General features: G+C 43.5%; 17 protein-coding genes. All 17 read right to left on the minus strand.

Annotation, left to right across the window (positions count from 1 at the left end; genetic code table 11):
* Positions 1-270: 270 nt before the first annotated feature.
* Entirely contained in the window at positions 271-507 is a 237-nt protein-coding gene (locus M1D69_RS11865; protein WP_458105979.1) for a hypothetical protein, read from the minus strand.
* 42 nt (positions 508-549) lie between these two features.
* Positions 550-747, minus strand: a complete 198-nt coding sequence (locus M1D69_RS11870; protein WP_458105978.1) for an XtrA/YqaO family protein — start codon at positions 745-747, stop codon at positions 550-552.
* A gap of 40 nt (positions 748-787) precedes the next feature.
* Positions 788-937 carry a hypothetical protein gene (locus tag M1D69_RS11875; protein WP_458105977.1) on the minus strand — a complete coding sequence of 50 codons (150 nt, stop codon included), beginning with the start codon at positions 935-937 and terminating at the stop codon, positions 788-790.
* A 186-nt stretch (positions 938-1123) separates the two neighbouring features.
* Positions 1124-3004 (minus strand): DNA mismatch repair endonuclease MutL, encoded by a 1881-nt coding sequence (mutL, locus tag M1D69_RS11880; RefSeq protein ID WP_458105976.1) that lies wholly within the window; start codon positions 3002-3004, stop codon positions 1124-1126.
* Positions 3005-3019: 15 nt separating this feature from the next.
* Positions 3020-5596, minus strand: coding sequence for a DNA mismatch repair protein MutS (gene mutS, locus M1D69_RS11885; RefSeq protein ID WP_458105975.1), 2577 nt, complete (start codon positions 5594-5596; stop codon positions 3020-3022).
* A gap of 131 nt (positions 5597-5727) precedes the next feature.
* The gene (gene cotE, locus M1D69_RS11890; protein WP_024121461.1) at positions 5728-6273 is read right to left on the minus strand and encodes an outer spore coat protein CotE; all 546 of its coding nucleotides are present in this window, start codon (positions 6271-6273) and stop codon (positions 5728-5730) included.
* A 255-nt stretch (positions 6274-6528) separates the two neighbouring features.
* Complete coding sequence (locus M1D69_RS11895) at positions 6529-6960, minus strand: RicAFT regulatory complex protein RicA family protein (protein ID WP_024121460.1); 432 nt, start codon at positions 6958-6960, stop codon at positions 6529-6531.
* Between the two features lies 1 nt (position 6961).
* Positions 6962-8491, minus strand: coding sequence for a tRNA (N6-isopentenyl adenosine(37)-C2)-methylthiotransferase MiaB (gene miaB, locus M1D69_RS11900; RefSeq protein ID WP_024121459.1), 1530 nt, complete (start codon positions 8489-8491; stop codon positions 6962-6964).
* A 143-nt stretch (positions 8492-8634) separates the two neighbouring features.
* Complete coding sequence (locus tag M1D69_RS11905; protein WP_458105974.1) at positions 8635-9813, minus strand: glycine C-acetyltransferase; 1179 nt, start codon at positions 9811-9813, stop codon at positions 8635-8637.
* 13 nt (positions 9814-9826) lie between these two features.
* On the minus strand, positions 9827-10870 hold the full coding sequence (gene tdh, locus M1D69_RS11910; RefSeq protein WP_458105973.1) for an L-threonine 3-dehydrogenase: 1044 nt from the start codon (positions 10868-10870) through the stop codon (positions 9827-9829).
* A 262-nt stretch (positions 10871-11132) separates the two neighbouring features.
* Positions 11133-11393, minus strand: a complete 261-nt coding sequence (gene spoVS, locus M1D69_RS11915; protein WP_003154135.1) for a stage V sporulation protein SpoVS — start codon at positions 11391-11393, stop codon at positions 11133-11135.
* A gap of 199 nt (positions 11394-11592) precedes the next feature.
* A complete protein-coding gene (gene ymdB, locus M1D69_RS11920; RefSeq protein ID WP_003245138.1) occupies positions 11593-12387 on the minus strand; it encodes a 2',3'-cyclic-nucleotide 2'-phosphodiesterase in 795 nt (264 codons plus the stop codon).
* A 61-nt stretch (positions 12388-12448) separates the two neighbouring features.
* Positions 12449-14011, minus strand: a complete 1563-nt coding sequence (gene rny / locus M1D69_RS11925; protein WP_010334309.1) for a ribonuclease Y — start codon at positions 14009-14011, stop codon at positions 12449-12451.
* A gap of 286 nt (positions 14012-14297) precedes the next feature.
* Positions 14298-15476 (minus strand): serine hydrolase domain-containing protein, encoded by a 1179-nt coding sequence (locus M1D69_RS11930; protein WP_458105972.1) that lies wholly within the window; start codon positions 15474-15476, stop codon positions 14298-14300.
* A 173-nt stretch (positions 15477-15649) separates the two neighbouring features.
* On the minus strand, positions 15650-16696 hold the full coding sequence (gene recA, locus M1D69_RS11935) for a recombinase RecA (RefSeq protein WP_099042952.1): 1047 nt from the start codon (positions 16694-16696) through the stop codon (positions 15650-15652).
* A gap of 172 nt (positions 16697-16868) precedes the next feature.
* Positions 16869-18119 carry a competence/damage-inducible protein A gene (locus M1D69_RS11940; RefSeq protein WP_059352925.1) on the minus strand — a complete coding sequence of 417 codons (1251 nt, stop codon included), beginning with the start codon at positions 18117-18119 and terminating at the stop codon, positions 16869-16871.
* Positions 18120-18137: 18 nt separating this feature from the next.
* Entirely contained in the window at positions 18138-18719 is a 582-nt protein-coding gene (gene pgsA / locus M1D69_RS11945; protein WP_010334305.1) for a CDP-diacylglycerol--glycerol-3-phosphate 3-phosphatidyltransferase, read from the minus strand.

Below are 18719 nucleotides of genomic sequence, written 5' to 3' on the forward strand. Positions count from 1 at the left end.
CAAAACGTTCTTTTGTTTCAAAGAAAGCACGGTCAAATCCAAATTGTGAGAAATGAACCGGTATGTCCTGACCCTCGGAATGCTTACCGATTTTAAAGGCCTCTTCTTTTGTATAAAGCCCCGCACGCTGTAGAATCGCTGTATATCCGCTACTGTTGATTCCCCAAAACAAATGAACACTGCCGCCGAAAGTCATATCGCTATGTCTAGTGGTTAAAATCAGATACTCTTTCATTTCGCATTTCTCGTGAGCTTGCTTTAATTCTCCTTTTAGCCGCTGAATCTCTTCCTGAGCCGCCGGAATTGATGGACCATTATCTCCTGCTGGCGCTTGTTTTCCTCGATGATTGCCTGCTGCTTTTTCATGAAGCCGATCATAATTTCTTTGACATATCTCTTTTCGATGATGTAGCAAGGCCCTGCGTTTATATCACATGGCTGCAGCTCCTCCTCAGAAGCTAATTGCCACAATGACAAGTCACTTATAATTTCCTGCAATTTATCCATGTCCGTTCCTCCCATATTGCAGAGAGGACCGGCCCCTCTGCGTCACATTTTATATCCGATCTCAAAATCAATTCTGGAAAGATTGCCTTTTGACGTTTGCACGATGGTTTTCCAGTGCTCTGGCATTTCCGTTAACTTGAATGATTTATTGTTTCCGTCAATCACAATGACGTAATTTTTGTCATTTTCAATTTGATTAAGTACCTGTTCCAGGTTTTCTATATGTTTTGGACAGTTCACTGTAAACGCCCCCGTATGGTATAATAGAAATGTCGAGTTTTTATTTTCCATACGGGTGACGTCTACTAATGACTGTCATCACATCCAATCGTTCATCGGGAAAACTTGCAGCTTTGTCTGTGGTTCTTCTGTTGGAATGATTGGATGTTTTTTTATATACTCCAAACGCTCCTCTTTCGTTATAATCCATGTAATGACTTTCCCTATGCTGACGTAAGTTTTTATTTTCTAAAGTCAAGATGACTTCAAATGTTTAAATTCATATTACTGAAAAAACACAATAAAAAAAGCATTGAGCGATTCCGAAGAATATCTCAATGCTTGAAATGTATGACCAAAATATAGAAAATGATATATTCCCCTTCGCCACCCCCCGCTACATCACACGTTTAAACATCTTTTCCATCTCATACGTGGAATGATGAATCATAATCGGACGGCCGTGCGGGCATGTAAATGGGTCTGATGTGCTTCGGAGATCGTCCAGAAGCGCTTTGATCTCGTCGTTTCTGAGGTGGCGGTTTGCTTTGATTGAACCTTTGCAGCTCATCATAATCGCCGCTTCTTCGCGCAGTTTTTTGATATCAATGTTTTTCGAATCGAGCACCTGCTGAATGATTTCTTCTATCAGCTCGGCTTCTTCTCCTTTTGGAAACCAAGCCGGGTGGCAGCGAACGATGTAACTGTTCGAGCCGAAAGACTCTAAAAAGACACCTACACTTTCGAGCTCTTGTTGATGCTGTTCAATAATGAGTGCCTCGTTCGTGGAATAATGGAACGTGAGCGGCACAATCATGTCCTGCACCTCAGGCTCAACCTCCCCGACCTTTTCACGAAAATATTCGTATTTAATACGCTCTTGGGCGGCATGCTGGTCGATAATATATAAGCCGTTTTCGTTTTGCGCCAATATATAGGTCCCATGCATCTGGCCAATCGGGTACATGATCGGCACACGTTCAGATGATGTCTGCTGAAGTTCCTGAGCGGGCTCCTGTTCGAATGCTTCAGGCAATTCCTCTGAAGCAGGCTCCGCAATATCTTGTTTTGTTTCAGCCACAGAATGAGTTTCAAGCTGCTCTGAAGGCAATTCGTCTTCTATCTCAACTTGTTCTTTGACAACTGAACTGAGCTTCATTGGTGAATACGAAGGCATAGGCGCTTTTTCCGGCACTTTTCTTTCAGCATGTTTTTCATCAAAGGTCATGAACTGCTGCTCATTTTTGATCACAGGTGCTGACTTTTTCGGAAGCTGTGCGCTCGGTATCAGCTGCTGCTGTTTAAATACATCTTTTATGCCGTCACGAATTAAGTCGTGCAGCTCTGTTTCCTTGCTGAGCCGTACCTCAAGCTTCGAAGGGTGCACGTTGACATCGACTAAAATCGGGTCCATGGTGATTTCTATAAATGTGATCGGATGGCGTCCGATTGGCAAAAGTGTGTGATATCCTTCGTGCACCGCCTTAACGAGCGGGAAATTTTTAATATAACGGCCATTGATGACAGACGACATGTAATTTCTCGATGCCCGTGTAATCTCTGGCAGAGCGATATATCCCTTCACTTCAAAATCCAGTGAGCTGACATGAAGCGGCAGCATTTTTTTAGCGACAGCCGTACCGTAAATCGCGGCAAGGACATGGCGCACGTCTCCATTTCCGTTCGTTTGGAGAAGATTTTTTCCGTGATGGCGAAGGCGGATCGATACCTCCGGATGTGCCAGTGCAATCCGGTTGACCACATCCGTAATATTCCCAAGCTCTGTATGAACGGTTTTCATATATTTCAAGCGGGCCGGTGTATTAAAAAACAGATTGGAAACGACAATTTCGGTTCCCTTCCTGCTTGAGGAACGCGATTCAGAAATGATGTTTCCGCCTTGAAGCATGAGCTTCGTTCCCGCTCCTTCTCCCGTGCTTGTCGTAATCTCCAGATGGGAGACTGACGCAATACTCGGCAGTGCCTCTCCCCTGAAGCCAAGTGTTCTCACTCTGAATAAATCATTCTCATCTTTTATTTTACTTGTTGCGTGGCGGCGGAAGGCACGCTTGCAATCTTCATTTTCCATTCCTTCTCCATTATCCAGAACACGAATGGATGCAAGACCCGCTTCCTCAATGTCGATTTCAATGACTGTGCTGTCAGCGTCGATGGCATTTTCCACCAATTCCTTCACGACTGAGGCGGGCCGTTCCACAACCTCGCCCGCCGCAATTTTATTTGAAAGTTCATCTGACAGCTGGATGACTTTTGCCACATTCATCACCCCGTTTTAATGTAATTTCTTTTGCAGCTTGTACATTTCATTCATCGCTTCCAGCGGTGTCATATCAAGTATATTCAGAGATTTAAAGATATCAAGTACTTGCTTTTCTTTTTTAGAAAGCTTTGGTGATGCAGCCGGTTTATCCGATTCGTCAAAGAAGGACAACTGTGCCGGCTCTTCTTTTACCTCAGGTTTCTGTACTGGCACTTCCGGTTTGTTCCCAGAATGCTCAAGTTCTTTTAGAATGTCTTGAGCGCGCGAAATTAAATCTTCCGGCAGCTCAGCCAGCTGGGCAACATGGATACCGTAGCTTTTGTCAGCGGCCCCTTCTTTAATTTGATGAAGAAAGACAACCGTTCCATTATATTCCTCAGCACGAACATGGACGTTTTTCAGCTGCGGAAGCTTTTCTTCAAGAACCGTCAGCTCATGATAGTGCGTACTAAACAGCGTCTTGGCGCCAATATGGTCATGAACATATTCAATAATCGCTTGTGCAAGGGCCATGCCATCATATGTGGACGTTCCCCGCCCGATTTCATCAAACAAAATGAGGCTGTTTTTGGTTGCATTTACAATCGCATTTTTGGCTTCAAGCATTTCCACCATAAATGTACTTTGTCCCGAAATCAAATCATCCGCCGCGCCGATTCGGGTGAAAATTTGATCGAAAATCGGAAGCATAGCTTTTTTCGCGGGCACAAAGCAGCCAATTTGCGCCATAATGGAGATGAGCGCGATTTGTCTCATGTATGTGCTTTTCCCCGACATGTTCGGACCGGTAATGAGCAGCATCTGTCTGTTGTCGCCCATCACACAGTTGTTAGGCACGTATTCCTGGCTGTCCATTACTTTTTCAACAACCGGGTGTCTGCCCTCTATGACCTCAACTTCATCTTTAGAAAACTCAGGTTTCGTGTAATGACGATTTTCACTGATTGTCGCAAAGCATTGCAGCGCATCGAGCTCACTCATCTGTTTGGCGAGCTGCTGCAAACGCGGAATATACAATTTCACTTTCTCACGCAGTTCGGTGAACAGCTCGTATTCCAGCTCGCAGATGTTATTTTCCGCTTCCAAAATGAGTGCTTCTTTTTCTTTTAATTCAGGTGTAATATAGCGTTCTGCATTCGTTAGCGTCTGTTTCCGCTCATAACGCCCTTCTTCAAGAAGGTGCAAATTCGCCTTTGTCACTTCAATATAATAGCCAAATACTTTATTGAAGCCGACTTTTAATGACCGAATGCCTGTATATTCACGTTCCTGCTGTTCCAGACGGGCAATCCAATCTTTCCCGTTTCTGCTAGCATCGCGGTATTCATCGAGTTTTTGATTGTACCCGTCTTTGATCAGGTTTCCTTCTTTTACTGATATCGGAGGGTTTTCGTACAGGGCTCCTTCCAGTAATTCTAGAACATCACCGCACGGGTCAATCCGCTCCGCACGTTCCTTCGCTTTCTTATGAGCCAGTGAAGCAACAAGCTGTTTAATGCCAGGCACTTGCTTTAATGATTCCTTCAGCTGAATGAGATCCCGTGCATTGACATTTCCGAATGCGACACGGCCTGCAAGGCGTTCTAAATCATAGACTTCCTTTAAACGCTCACGCAGATCTTCCCGTTCAAAGAAATGGGACATTAATGTTTCCACCATTTCTTGACGCTCTTGAATTTGATTCACTCTGATAAGCGGACGGTCAATCCACTGTTTCAGCAGCCGCCCTCCCATCGCAGTCTTTGTTTCATCAAGCAGCCATAACAGGGAGCCTTTTTTATTTTTTGAACGGATCGTTTCAGTCAGCTCCAAATTCCGCTTCGAGTATAGGTCGATTTTCATGGCTTCTTCAAGCTCATACACTTGTACAGGCTGAAGGTGATCTAAGCTCCGTTTCTGAGTTCTTTTCAGATACGTATATAAACGGAGAAACGTTTTCGTTACGTCCGGATTCTGCAAATGCTCAATAATCTGAACGTGCTCATCCGTTTCCCCATCTTCAATTGAAATGGTAGCGCCGCACCGCTCCTTCAGCTGAGCAACCGTCTTTTCATCAAGGCTTCCCGCTACGACAATTTCCCGCGCGCCGACTGAATAAATTTCTGATATGACGTCTTCCAGCCGTTCAATTAAAACAGCCAAATTTTCACCCGTTGTTAAATCGGACAGCGCCAGCCCGTATCCGTTTGAGCAGGCCGAAACTGATGCAATAAAGTTGTTTTCTGATTCATGGATGCCTTTTCCGTCCATTACAGTTCCAGGCGTAATCAGCTGAACGACTTCACGTTTGACGACGCCCTTTGCAGCCTTCGGATCCTCCGTTTGTTCGCATATGGCTACCTTGTATCCTTTTTTAATAAGCTGTTCGATATATGCCGAAGCAGAATGATAAGGAACACCACACATCGGTATTTTTTCAGCGGCGCCTCCTTCTCTGCTTGTTAACGTAATTTCCAGCTCTTGTGACGCTTTTTTAGCGTCCTCAAAAAACATTTCGTAAAAATCACCGAGACGAAAAAATAAAAAGGCATCCTGGTGCTCTGCCTTTATTTTTAAATATTGCTGTATCATAGGCGTATAAGTAGCCATTGTTTAATCCCTCACTATGTATCAACGTTTCTATTTGCCAGCCTTCATTATAACATAAACAGAAAGTGTTAAAAGAATGATATGTCTATATAAAAAAGAGACTTGGGGTACCGACTCCCCTAGTCTCTTTTTTATTCTTCAGGATCTCCAACTAAAAATTCAGGATTGATGTCCTCCAGCTCTTCATCAAGTTCGTCTTCCCAATCCTCTTCGTCATCCTCTTCCCAATCAGAATTCACTTCTACAACAACCTTTGTTTCCCCTACCACTTCCGCCAAAAATTCCCTCTCCGCTTGCACAACAATTTTATTGCCATTTGGAGATATGGTGACTTCAAGGCAGTTTGGCTGCTGAAGCACTTTTGCAATCACTTCATGCTCATCGTCTAAGTAATTGTTATCTCTGTATCTGAGTTTAATCACATCGACGTACTTCACTCGTTCTGTGACAACCTCTGTTTTTGTATTGTCTGCGTAAGAGTACCATACGTTTATATCATAATACCCTTCAATTTCTACGGTTTTTCCGATTTTTTCTGCGTCATACTTGTGATTGATAATCCAACCGCCCAAAATGCTGCTCGGTTTTTTCTCAGGGGAGATGGTATTGGTGCACTGTGTAAATTTTCTGCCTTTCGCTACTACCGCCTTCGTGATAATTTCCCTGTATTCAGACATTCCGGCATGCCTCCTTGTTCTTCTTCGTGTTATCTTATGCTGGGCATTCGTCTAGTGTGCATTTTTATAAATAAAATATAAAAATACAAAGTTTCTGTTCCATTGTATGCAGGGGTGCCTAGAAACTTTACTCATAAGTGCGATAAAGTTTATTTGGCTAAAGGCGGCAAAACGGATTGAATATTTAGTACATAGTTTGTTTAGTTCTGTTAATAGTTTAACATAAAAAAACACGGGCCTGAAAAGGCACCGTGTTTAAAGAGAACAGCTGTTATTTGAATGTTTCATCTTCGAACCGGTTTCTCCTTTTAGAAGGTCGCCTCCGGTTGATGTAATGATTTCATTTGTGACCTGATTGGAAATGGTGGTCGCCACGAGCTGCAGAAGGTCATTCACCTCAACCTGAGAATCTCTGAATTCCTGGATGACAGGAATGTCTTCGAGCTCCTCTTGCAGCGCATCAATTTTTTCTTCTACTTGTTTGAGCGCTTCGAGTTTTTGGTAATGCTTCAGATTAACAGCTTGTTTTTGCAGGGCTTTAATCTGATTAATGATTACAGACACTTTTGCGTTCTCATTAATTTGCGCTTCAGCCCGTTTGAAAAAATCAACCTCTTCTGTTTCAGAGATCATTTTTGCAAGGTTTCGTGCTTGCTGCACAATGTCTTTTTTAGAGTAGAGCGTCATCTTATTTCACCTCGATTGCTTCTCCTGCCATTTCTCCGTCAAGCGACCACGTTTTCGCTTGCTGGATTTTCACGCGAACGATTTTGCCGATCGCTTCCTTTGGTCCTTTGAAATTCACAAGCTTGCTTTTTTCAGTGTAGCCGGCAAGAACCTCAGGGTTGTTTTTGCTTTCGCCCTCAACTAATACTTCGACAACTTTGCCTTCATATTCCTTCATTTTTTTAGCAGAAATTTCATTAACCAATGCGTTCAGACGCTGCAGGCGTTCTTTTTTCACTCTCATCGGAACGTTATCTTTCATTTTTGCTGCAGGTGTGCCTTCACGCGGAGAGTAAATGAACGTATAGGCGCTGTCAAATTCCACTTCACGGTATAATGACAGCGTTTCTTCAAACTGCTCGTCCGTTTCGTTAGGGAAGCCGACGATAATGTCAGTTGTTAAAGAAGCGTTTGGCATAGCCGCTTTAATTTTTCTGACGAGCTCCATGTAACGCTCTCTGTCATATTTGCGTGCCATCAGTTTCAAGACCTCTGAGCTTCCTGATTGGACCGGCAGATGAATATGATCGAGCAGATTGCCGCCTTTTGCAAGCACTTCAATGAGGTGATCATCAAAGTCACGCGGATGACTCGTTGTGAAACGGATTCTCGGGATATCGATTTTGCGCAGCTCATCCATCAAATCACCAAGGCCGTAGTTCATATCTTCAAAGTCTTTTCCGTACGCGTTTACGTTTTGGCCTAAAAGTGTAATTTCCTTATAGCCTTCGCTTGCAAGTCTTCTTACTTCCTGAATGATCTCTTCCGGACGGCGGCTTCTTTCTTTTCCGCGTGTATACGGGACGATGCAATACGTACAGAACTTGTCACAGCCGTACATGATGTTGACCCAGCCCTTAATTTTTCCGTTGCGGACTTTCGGAAGGTTTTCAATGACATCGCCTTCCTTGGACCAAACTTCTATGACCATTTCTTTTGAAAGGTATGCTTCAGACAAAAGCTCCGGCAGACGATGGATATTATGCGTACCGAAAATCATATCGACAAACGGATGTTTTTTCAAAATCCTGTTAACGACTGATTCCTCTTGTGACATACAGCCGCAAACGCCTAAGATAAGATCCGGGTTATTTTTTTTGAGTGCTTTTAAGTGTCCAAGCTCACCGAATACCTTGTTTTCCGCATTTTCACGGATTGCACATGTATTTAACAGAATGACATTGGCATCGTCAACAGAGTTTGTCGCTTCATAGCCAAGAGCCATAAAGATCCCTGCCATTACTTCTGTATCATGTTCGTTCATTTGGCAGCCGTACGTCCGGATGTAGAATTTTCTTCCTTCACCCATGCCTTTGAATTCTTCAGAAATTTTAAAGTCATTATGATAAGTAACGGCTTCTTTGCCGCGTTTTTTCGCATCTTTTAAAGAAGGCGGAATGTAGACAGCTTCAAAGTACTTGCTGTAATCCTTCTCGGATTTTTTGTCCGATGGATTCACTTGTCCGCTCTCTAATTTTTGCTTTTCATTCATATGATATTTCTCCTTTCAAACCAAACTTCCACCCTCCAGTATAAAGGTTATTGAAGCTCTGCACAACTGGCAACCTATCATTGTACACTCATTGAGAATAATAATCAATAAGGAATGAAAGGGAGAAGAGTGTTCCCTTCTCCTTACAATAGCTGAAGCTCCTTTGCTGTCTTTTCGATGGCATCAAGGGCCTGATCCAGTTCTTCTTTGGTGTGCTCGGCTGTAATAATTGTGCGTATTCTGGCTTTTCCTTTTGCAACAGTCGGGAAAACGATGCTTTGGGCAAAAACACCTTGTGACAGAAGCTGATCAGAAAATTGCTTCGCTGCCCCCTCATCACCTATTAAAATAGGCAAAATCGGCGTCTCGCTCTGTGTAAGAGTAAAACCCATTTGGACAAGCATTGATTTAAAATAATGTGTATTCTCCCACAGACGCTCCATATGCTCCGGCTCTTCCAGCAAGACATCAATTGCTTCCATACAAGCTGCAGTTACAGCCGGAGGATGTGACGTGCTAAATAAAAATGGACGGCCTTTATGACGCAAATAGTCGATTAACACCTTTGAACCGGCAGCGTATCCCCCTAAAACTCCGATTGCCTTGCTTAACGTTCCGACTTGAATATGAACCCTTCCGTCAAGACCAAAATGATTTACCGTCCCTCTGCCGTTTTCGCCAAGCACTCCGGATGCGTGGGCGTCATCAACCATCACAAAAGCGTCATATTTCTCAGCGAGCTCCACAATGTCAGGCAGAGGAGCAATATTTCCATCCATTGAAAATACGCCGTCAGTGACAATCAAGCGCATGCGGTAATTCATTGATTTTCTCAGCACCTTCTCTAAATCACTCATATTTACATGCTGATAAACCTTTTTATCCGCCTTAGTCAATCTGATTCCATCAATGATAGAGGCATGGTTCAATTCATCGGAAATGACAATATCGTCTTTTGAAAGAATGCTGGAAAGTACACCTTGGTTTGTTGTAAAGCCTGATTGGAAGACTAGTGCCGCCTCTGTTTTTTTAAAGGCTGCCAGTTTTTTCTCCAATTCTTGGTGCATGGTAAACGTTCCCGCGATTGTCCGGACTGAACCGGTTCCGGCTCCAAATTGCTGAGCAGCTTCCTGTGCAGCTTTGATGAGTCTTGGGTGTGTAGTAAATCCGAGGTAATTATTAGAAGAAAGCTGAATAACTTTTTTATGATTCACTGTAACAGAAGGGCCCTGCATTGATTCAACCTGTTTAACGTCTTGCCATGTATGGTTTTCTTTCATTCTTTCAAGCTCTGCTTTTAGAAACTCAAATTCTTTTGTCATGTTGATCCCCCTTTTATGGAATTAAAATAACCTTTCCGCACTGTCCGCTTCTCATCAGTTCAAACCCTTTCTCAAACTCTTCTAATGGAAACTGATGGGTAATAATAGGTGAAAGATCCAGTGTGTTTGATCCAAGCAATTGTGAAACCTGCCGCCATGTCGTAAACATCTTTCTCCCTGTGATCCCTTGGATGGTAAGGCCTTTAAACACGACTTTATTCGTCAAGTCGATGGTAACCGGATGTTCCGGCAGGCTGAGAATATGAAATCTCCCGCCATTTGCAGCCATTGCTAGGCCTTGCGCGATAGCTGAAGGGTGACCCGACATCTCACAAACAAGATCAGCTCCTTCTCCACTCGTTAAAGCGCTTACAATTTTGAGCGGATCTTCTTTTTCGGCGGAGACCGTGCTTGTGGCTCCCATTTGTTTGGCGAGAGCTAATCTGTACTCATTTTTGTCAATGGCGACCACCTGCGCTGCACCTGCTGCTTTTGCGACCGCTACCGCCATAAGTCCGATCGGCCCGCATCCGATAATGGCAGTCGTTCCTCCGGCGTTCTGACTCTCAAGAACTGTATGAACGGCATTTCCTAAAGGCTCTTGAATGGAAGCAATCGCCGGGTCCATATCCGCGGGATTCCTCCAAACGTTTTCGGCCGGCACTTTGACATACTCCGCAAAACAGCCTGCCGTGTCCACTCCGATAATGGCTGTATTTTTACATACATGAGGCTTTCCTGTTAAACAAGGGACGCATGTGCCGCATACAATGTGTGTTTCCGCAGAAACATACTCCCCGATTTTTACACTGCTGACATTCTCGCCTACAGCCTCGACAATGCCACTGAACTCATGGCCGAAGACACAAGGAGTTTTTATTCTCTGCCGTGCCCATTGGTCCCAATTATAAATATGCACATCCGTGCCGCAAATGGAAGCTGCCTTAACTTTTATAAGAACTTCATGCTTATCGATTTCAGGAATGGGAACTTCAGCCAGCACAGCGCCGAAAGCACCGTGTTTTTTCATTACAGCTTTCATCTTTCCACTCTGCATGTACAATCCTCCTTTAAAAGTCTTGCTACAACCGGATTGTACCATGATCTGGAATCACCGTAAATAGCTGTGTCCTCCTAGTAAAGACAAAAGTATCCGTCTTGAAAAATGGGCAAAATTTTTTTAATAAAAAGCCGGAATCGTTTTTACACATGACATATGGTTCATTTATATTATAAAAATACTATTGAGAGAAAATATCACAATAAATGAAAAACAACCTGCTTGCATATGCAAACAGGTTGTGAATACTTTAATTTTCTTAGCGAGGCTCCACGATTAATTTAATCGCTGTTCTTTCTTCACCATCGATCTGAATATCAGTAAAAGCCGGAATACAAATCAAATCGACCCCGCTTGGCGCCACAAATCCTCTGGCGATTGCCACAGCTTTTACAGCTTGGTTCAAAGCACCCGCTCCAATTGCTTGAATTTCGGCGGCCCCGCGCTCTCTTAACACACCTGCAAGCGCACCTGCCACTGAATTTGGACTCGATTTTGCTGAAACTTTTAAGATTTCCATTTCTGCTCCCCCTTAGTTTTACAATGGATAAGTGAGTGTTCATTAGAACAATCATTATTAGATGTTGCTATCCAAAAAGCCATCCCCACAATGCTTTTCAAAAATAGCGGGCTACCTTCCATTTTTACTATATTCACTAAGGAGTTGCTATATTCCTGCTTTTCTTTTTAATATTTTTATAAAATAACCATGTGATCAATTATTCAAAGAACATGTGATCATCATTGATTAAAATACGTTCGATTTTAACGGCTTTTTTCGTTTGATCGTCTATATCAATGACGACACCGCTCAGGGTTGTTTTTCCTTCAGCGACAGTAAAGCGCACAGGAAGGTTTGTTTTGAAACGTTTGATAATCGTTTCTCTGTCCATCCCCAGTATACCGTCATATGGACCGGTCATTCCTACATCAGTAATATATGCCGTGCCCTTCGGCAAAATGCGGTTATCCGCTGTTTGCACGTGAGTGTGAGTTCCTACTACAGCAGATGCCCGTCCATCCGTATACCAGCCGAGTGCGAGCTTTTCACTTGTCGCTTCCGCATGGAAGTCGATAAAAATGTACGGTGTTCTTTTAGCAGCTTCGGCAATTAATTCATCCGCTTTTAAAAACGGATCATCGAGCGGCGGTAAAAACGTACGGCCTTGTAAGTTGATAACAGCAAGTTCTTTACCGTTTGCTTTCACATATGTGATCCCTTTTCCCGGTGTTCCTTCCGGAAAGTTTGCGGGACGGACTAAGTTCGGGACATCGTCGATAAAATCGAAAATTTCTTTTTTGTCCCAGGTGTGGTTTCCCATCGTGATTGCATCTGCGCCAGACTGTATTAAACTGTGATAGATTTTTTCTGTTAAGCCTTTTCCATGTGCGGCATTTTCGCCATTTATAATGGTAAAATGCGGCTTGTATTTTGTTTTCAGCTTTGGCACATACTCTTTTACCATGTCGCGGCCCGGTGACCCGACAACATCTCCGATAAATAAAATTCTCATTTTGTAAATCCTTTCTATTCCTCAGCCGTCAAAAAAATAAAGTGATGCTTAGCGCATCACTTTATTTTGCATACTCTACGGCTCGAGTTTCTCTAATGACTGTCACTTTAATATGACCTGGATAATCGAGCTCGTCCTCAATTCGTTTTCGGATATCTCGCGCCAGGCGATGAGCTTCAAGATCATTTATTGAATCCGGCTTCACCATAATACGCACTTCACGTCCAGCCTGAATCGCAAATGATTTTTCAACACCTTCGTAGGACTCAGAAATTTCTTCGAGCTTTTCAAGTCTTCGAATGTAGTTCTCGAGCGTCTCACTTCTTGCGCCAGGTCTTGCAGCGGAAAGCGCATCTGCTGCAGCTACCAGCACAGCGATAATAGAAGTCGGCTCCTCGTCCCCATGGTGTGATGCAATACTGTTAATTACGACTGGGTGCTCTTTATATTTAGTCGCAAGCTCGACTCCGATTTCAACGTGGCTTCCTTCTACTTCATGGTCAATCGCTTTTCCGATGTCATGAAGTAATCCTGCCCGTTTAGCAAGCTTTGCATCTTCTCCAAGCTCCGATGCCATCAGCCCAGCCAAGAATGCGACTTCCATGGAATGCTTAAGCACATTTTGACCGTAGCTTGTACGGAACTTTAAGCGGCCGAGAATCTTGATCAGATCTGGGTGGAGGCCATGAACGCCAACCTCAAATGTCGTTTGCTCACCCATCTCACGAATGTAGTCATCGACCTCGCGGCGAGATTTTTCAACCATTTCTTCAATCCGTGCCGGATGAATACGGCCATCCTGAACGAGTTTATCAAGAGCAATCCTTGCTGTCTCACGTCTGATCGGATCAAATCCGGACAGAATGACAGCTTCAGGGGTATCATCGATAATCAGGTCAATACCTGTCAGCGTTTCAAGCGTACGAATGTTACGCCCTTCCCGGCCGATGATACGTCCTTTCATCTCATCATTTGGAAGATTGACAACTGATACCGTTGTTTCGGCAACGTGGTCCGCTGCGCAGCGCTGTAAGGCGAGTGAAAGAATGTTTTTCGCTTTTTTATCCGCTTCTTCTTTCGCACGGTTCTCAGTTTCTTTTGTCATGATGGCGATGTCATGTGAAAGCTCGTTTTCAACCCGGTCAAGAATGATTTGTTTCGCTTCGTCACGAGTCAGACTCGAAATTCGTTCCAACTCTGACTGCTGCATACGAATCATCTCATCCACTTTGCTTTCCATCTCTTCAATATGTTGTTGTCGTTCATTCAGAGAATGATCTTTCTTCTCCAACATCGCTTCCCGTTTATCAATTCCCTCATGTTTGCGATCAAGGTTTTCCTCCTTTTGGAGTAAACGGTTTTCTTGTTTTTGAAGCTCATTTCGTCTTTCACGAACTTCTTGTTCAGCATCTATTCGAAGTTTGTGGATTTCATCCTTTGCTTCAAGCAGAGCTTCTTTTTTCAGTGCTTCAGCATCACGCTTTGCATCTTCAAGAATTTGCTCGGCTGCACCGCGTGCGCCTGCAATTTTCGCTTCGGCAATGGTTTTACGAACATAGTAGCCAACAACTAAACCGAGTAGAATCAGCAAAATGGAGATGAGAACCATCATAATTGGGGTCATACTTTCACCTCCTCTTGCTATGAACTTGGTTGTTGCTCAAAATAAGTGTCGGCATGTACATTGTCTAGTTTTCTCAACATACAGAACCTTCACAGGGAATGAAAGTTTCATCGCCCTTGTCAAGTTTAAATGGTTTAACAATCATGTTAAAAAAACAAATGTTACAACTTCATTGTAATTGTGTCGGAAATACTTGTCAAGCTTGCCAGCTTAACGTTTGCCGAGCCGCCCCCATTTATCGTGCCGAACGTGAATCCGCCAATCTTTTGAAAAAACAGATCGTAAATTACTCTTGATTTAGAAGCTGGTATATTTTATTGTTCACTTGTCCAAGTTTAGCGTTATTTTGAATGTTTGACAACAAAACAACAACGGTTTGTCCGGATTTGCTGAAGCTGTTCAATACGTTGAAGCCCGGCATGACTCCGTGGTTTGAATAGCTTCCGGGGGCAACATAAAATCCCATTCCGTATGTGGAACTGCTCCCTGGTGTGAACATTTTTTCATAGCTTTCTTGCGAATAGAGCTTGCCGTCTATCAGTGCTTTGTCAAATTTGTACATATCGGCAGCACTCATATATATATCGCCTGCTCCATACATCTGAGATAAATCGAGCATATACGGTGTAATGGCCCTGCTGCCTTTCAGCTTATAGCCGACAGCTGGATAAGGCTGCTTATCATATGTCTTGTAAAAACCCGAATGCGTCATCTCTGCCGGCTTAAAAATATGATTGTTTATGTATTGTTCATAAGACTCACCGCTCACTTCAGCAACAATATAAGCGAGAACTGAATAGTTAGAATCTTGATAGTCCCATATTCCAGGCTGGCGTTTGATTCCTTGCTGTTCTATGTCTTTTATTAAGTCATCCGGAGTGATCTCGCCATTCCCTTCAACATGTCCGTTTATTCCCGATGTGTGAGTAAGCAGATTCTTTAATGTAATATTCTTTCCATTGGGAAAATGGGGTAAATACGCGCTGACCGGATCACTTGTCTGAAGCTTTCCCTTTTCCTCAAGCTGCAAAATAGCGGTTGCTATTAGCGCTTTTTGTGACGAACCGACATAAAAAGATGTCGCAGGATTGTTTTTTATGTGATGCTCGCGGTCCGCGTAACCAAAACCTTTATTGATTACGACTTCTCCATTTCTGACGATCATGGCTGTCCCGCTGAAGCCGATCTCTTTTAAATAACTGCTGATTTTTTCATTGCGTTCCACTTCTTTGATTTGTTCCTCTGTTTTTTTGGCTTTGTTTTTCTTCTGATCAGCTTGCTTCTGACCGGTATCAGAAACCGCCGCAGCTTCTTGAGATGGTTCGGCTTCTTCATCCTCTCGATGAACAGCATTCCAAATCATGAAACAAATGATTGCCGCCAACATACCAAACAAAAATTTTCCTCTTTTATTTAGTTTTCTGCGTCTGCGCTTCGCGGTTCTTCTGTGAGTGGGGCTTGTCATCCATTTTATCCTCCCAATCTAATTTCAAATACACACGTTTTGTTAGACGTATGAAGCACTATAAAAGTTGTCAAAAAAACCAATTTATTTATCATTATTTTGCAGAAAATATAAAAGAAAAAAAAGCAGAGTTTTCACTCTGCCTTTTTTATCATTTCAAATTCATTTTATTTTTATTCTTCAAATTCGAGTTCTTCCTGTGTCTCTTCCGTCTGCTGCTGTACTACTCCGTTATTATCTAAGCCGTAATGTTCACGAATTTGCTCCTGAATCATCAGCATGATATCTTTATTTTCTTTTAAGAATTGTTTGGCATTTTCACGGCCTTGGCCAAGACGCTCTTCTTCATAAGAGTACCATGAACCGCTTTTTTGCACGATATCAAGTTCAGTTCCGAGATCAATGATTTCGCCTTCTTTTGAGATACCTTCTCCATACATAATATCAACCTCAGCTGTACGGAACGGAGGAGCCACCTTGTTTTTCACGACTTTAATTCTCGTTTTATTCCCCATAACGTCGTTGCCTTGTTTCAGCTGTTCAGCACGGCGTACCTCAAGACGAACGGAAGAGTAGAATTTCAGCGCACGACCGCCGGGAGTCGTTTCCGGGTTTCCGAACATAACGCCGACTTTTTCACGAATTTGGTTAATGAAAATCGCAATTGTTTTCGATTTGTTGATAGCCCCTGAAAGCTTACGAAGCGCTTGAGACATTAAACGTGCCTGCAAACCGACATGTGAATCTCCCATGTCGCCTTCAATTTCCGCTTTCGGAACGAGCGCCGCTACAGAGTCGACAACAACGATGTCAACTGCACCACTTCGAACCAACGCTTCTGCAATTTCAAGCGCCTGCTCGCCTGTGTCAGGCTGAGACAGTAAAAGCTCTTCGATATTGACACCGAGTTTTTGTGCGTATACCGGGTCTAGCGCGTGCTCCGCATCGATAAACGCAGCTTGTCCTCCCTGCTGCTGAACCTCAGCAATTGCATGAAGCGCCACAGTTGTTTTACCTGAGCTTTCAGGACCGTATACTTCAATAATCCGTCCGCGGGGATACCCGCCTATTCCCAGTGCCGTATCAAGAGCGAGGGAGCCGCTTGGGACAGTAGAAATTCTTGTATCTGTCTTTTCTCCCAGTTTCATAATGGAACCTTTGCCGAACTGCTTTTCTATTTGTTTAAGAGCCATATCTAAGGCTGCCTGACGATCACTCATTCTATTTTTTCCTCCTTTATGTTACCACTACATATACTATACCCTGTTTGAAGGGATTTGCCAAGAAAAAAGCGAACGCATATTCGGATTTTTTCTTGGCCTGATTTCTACCAAAATATCATAATGAGTCAGAGAAATCATGTTTTTTGAGGAGGATAGTGTGCTGAAAACATTATTTTTGCTCTAACAGTTTTAAAATTAAATGGCAGCCATATTTAGCAGCACGTTTTCTGATTCCTGTTCTGGAGCCTGCAAAATGAAACTCGTGAACCTCTTCTTTTCCGTTTGCAGAAATACCGATAAACACATGTCCAGGTGCATGGCCTTCTTGAGTATCAGGGCCGGCAACACCGGTAAAGCTAATGCCAATATCGCTTCCAGTGAGCTGCTGAACACCCTTTGCGAGCTCAGATGCGCATTCCTCGCTGACTGCGCCGAAACGGTCCAATGTTTCCTTTTTGACGCCGAGCACATTTTGCTTCACTTCGTTTGAATAGCAAACAACGCCGCCGGAAAACAATGCTGAAGCGCCGCTAAGGTCTGTCAGCCATTCAGAAAACAGACCGCCGGTAAAGCTTTCTGCGGCAGAAAGCGTGATGCCTTTTTCCTTGCATGCTTTAGATAGCTCTTTCACAAGCGATGTATCGTCGTAGCCATAGAAAAATTCACCGACACGTTCTAAAATAACGGCTTCTGTTTCTTTTAACAAACGCTCTGTTTCTTTTTCATCGGCATGTTTTGCTGTCAGGCGAAGCGTCACCTCTCCGTCCGCTGCCAACGGAGCGATCGTCGGGTTCGTCTGTGCATCAATGATATCTTCTAAATCAGCTTCAAGCTGAGATTCTCCAATACCGAAAAAGCGAAGAACAGTTGATACAATTTTTTCATTGGAGCCCATCTTTTTAAGAAGAAGCGGTTTTGCCTCATTTTCAAACATCGGACGCAATTCGCTCGGCGGCCCGGGAAGAAGCATATAAAAGCGCGAATCATGCTCTGTAAGCATTCCCGGCGCCATTCCAAAGTGATTCGCCAGTACGTCAGATCCTTCGATGACAAGCGCCTGTTTTCGGTTATTAGGTGACATCGTGCGTTTTGTTCGTTTGAAATAATCCTCAATGGATTGAAACGCCTCATCATTTAAAACGAGCGGACGTCCCAGCACATTTGCTATCGTCTCTTTTGTTAAATCATCTTTTGTCGGTCCGAGCCCTCCTGAAAAAATAATAAAATCAGAGCGCTCTTCAGCAATGCGGATGACCTGCTTCAGCCGCTCCGGATTATCACCGACTGCTGTATGGTAAAATACGTTTACTCCGATTTCTGCCAGCTGTTTGCTGATAAATTGAGCATTTGTATTAGCAATCTGACCAAGTAAGAGCTCTGAACCGACTGCAATAATCTCTGCTTTTTTTGGAAATTCCATCACGTATGTCCTTCTTTCTTAGTTAGATGTTTTTAGCGCTTCCCAGTTTTTAGCGAAATAGTCCCAGCCTGATACAACGGTAAAGAATACGGCTACCCATAACGCCAGGTCAGCGAACGGAAATGACACAAGCTCAAACGGAAGATTGTGAAGAAGCAATGCAGATACTGCAATGATTTGTGCCCAGGTTTTAATTTTACCAAGCATATTGGCAGCGACTACTTCTCCCGTTCCGGCTAATACAAGCCTTAAACCTGTTACGGCAAACTCCCGGCTGATAATCACAATGACCATCCAAGCTGGAGCAAGATCAAATTGAACAAGGATAATTAACGCTGCTGATACGAGAAGTTTGTCCGCAAGCGGATCGAGAAATTTCCCAAAGTTTGTAACAAGGTTCAGTTTGCGGGCATAATAACCATCTATCCAATCTGTCGTCGATGCAATAATAAATAAGATAGCGCCCGCCAAGTGTGTGACCGGAATGGATTCGTCTCCAAATTCGAGCCTGCCCCAGTCAAACGGCGCCAGCATGATAATCATGAAGATTGGGATTAATGCAATTCTTGCTAGTGTGATTTTATTCGGTAAGTTAAACAT

It is taken from the genome of Bacillus sp. PK3-037, from assembly GCF_054161355.1.

Coding starts and splice junctions, on each gene's coding strand:
- M1D69_RS11865 (WP_458105979.1), bottom strand. CDS start 507: ATGGATAAATTGCAGGAAATTATAAGTGACTTGTCATTGTGGCAATTA.
- M1D69_RS11875 (WP_458105977.1), bottom strand. CDS start 937: ATGGATTATAACGAAAGAGGAGCGTTTGGAGTATATAAAAAAACATCC.
- mutS (WP_458105975.1), bottom strand. CDS start 5,596: ATGGCTACTTATACGCCTATGATACAGCAATATTTAAAAATAAAGGCA.
- cotE (WP_024121461.1), bottom strand. CDS start 6,273: ATGTCTGAATACAGGGAAATTATCACGAAGGCGGTAGTAGCGAAAGGC.
- M1D69_RS11895 (WP_024121460.1), bottom strand. CDS start 6,960: ATGACGCTCTACTCTAAAAAAGACATTGTGCAGCAAGCACGAAACCTT.
- miaB (WP_024121459.1), bottom strand. CDS start 8,491: ATGAATGAAAAGCAAAAATTAGAGAGCGGACAAGTGAATCCATCGGAC.
- M1D69_RS11905 (WP_458105974.1), bottom strand. CDS start 9,813: ATGACAAAAGAATTTGAGTTTCTAAAAGCAGAGCTTGAAAGAATGAAA.
- tdh (WP_458105973.1), bottom strand. CDS start 10,870: ATGCAGAGTGGAAAGATGAAAGCTGTAATGAAAAAACACGGTGCTTTC.
- spoVS (WP_003154135.1), bottom strand. CDS start 11,393: ATGGAAATCTTAAAAGTTTCAGCAAAATCGAGTCCAAATTCAGTGGCA.
- ymdB (WP_003245138.1), bottom strand. CDS start 12,387: ATGAGAATTTTATTTATCGGAGATGTTGTCGGGTCACCGGGCCGCGAC.
- rny (WP_010334309.1), bottom strand. CDS start 14,011: ATGACCCCAATTATGATGGTTCTCATCTCCATTTTGCTGATTCTACTC.
- M1D69_RS11930 (WP_458105972.1), bottom strand. CDS start 15,476: ATGACAAGCCCCACTCACAGAAGAACCGCGAAGCGCAGACGCAGAAAA.
- recA (WP_099042952.1), bottom strand. CDS start 16,696: ATGAGTGATCGTCAGGCAGCCTTAGATATGGCTCTTAAACAAATAGAA.
- M1D69_RS11940 (WP_059352925.1), bottom strand. CDS start 18,119: ATGGAATTTCCAAAAAAAGCAGAGATTATTGCAGTCGGTTCAGAGCTC.
- pgsA (WP_010334305.1), bottom strand. CDS start 18,719: ATGTTTAACTTACCGAATAAAATCACACTAGCAAGAATTGCATTAATC.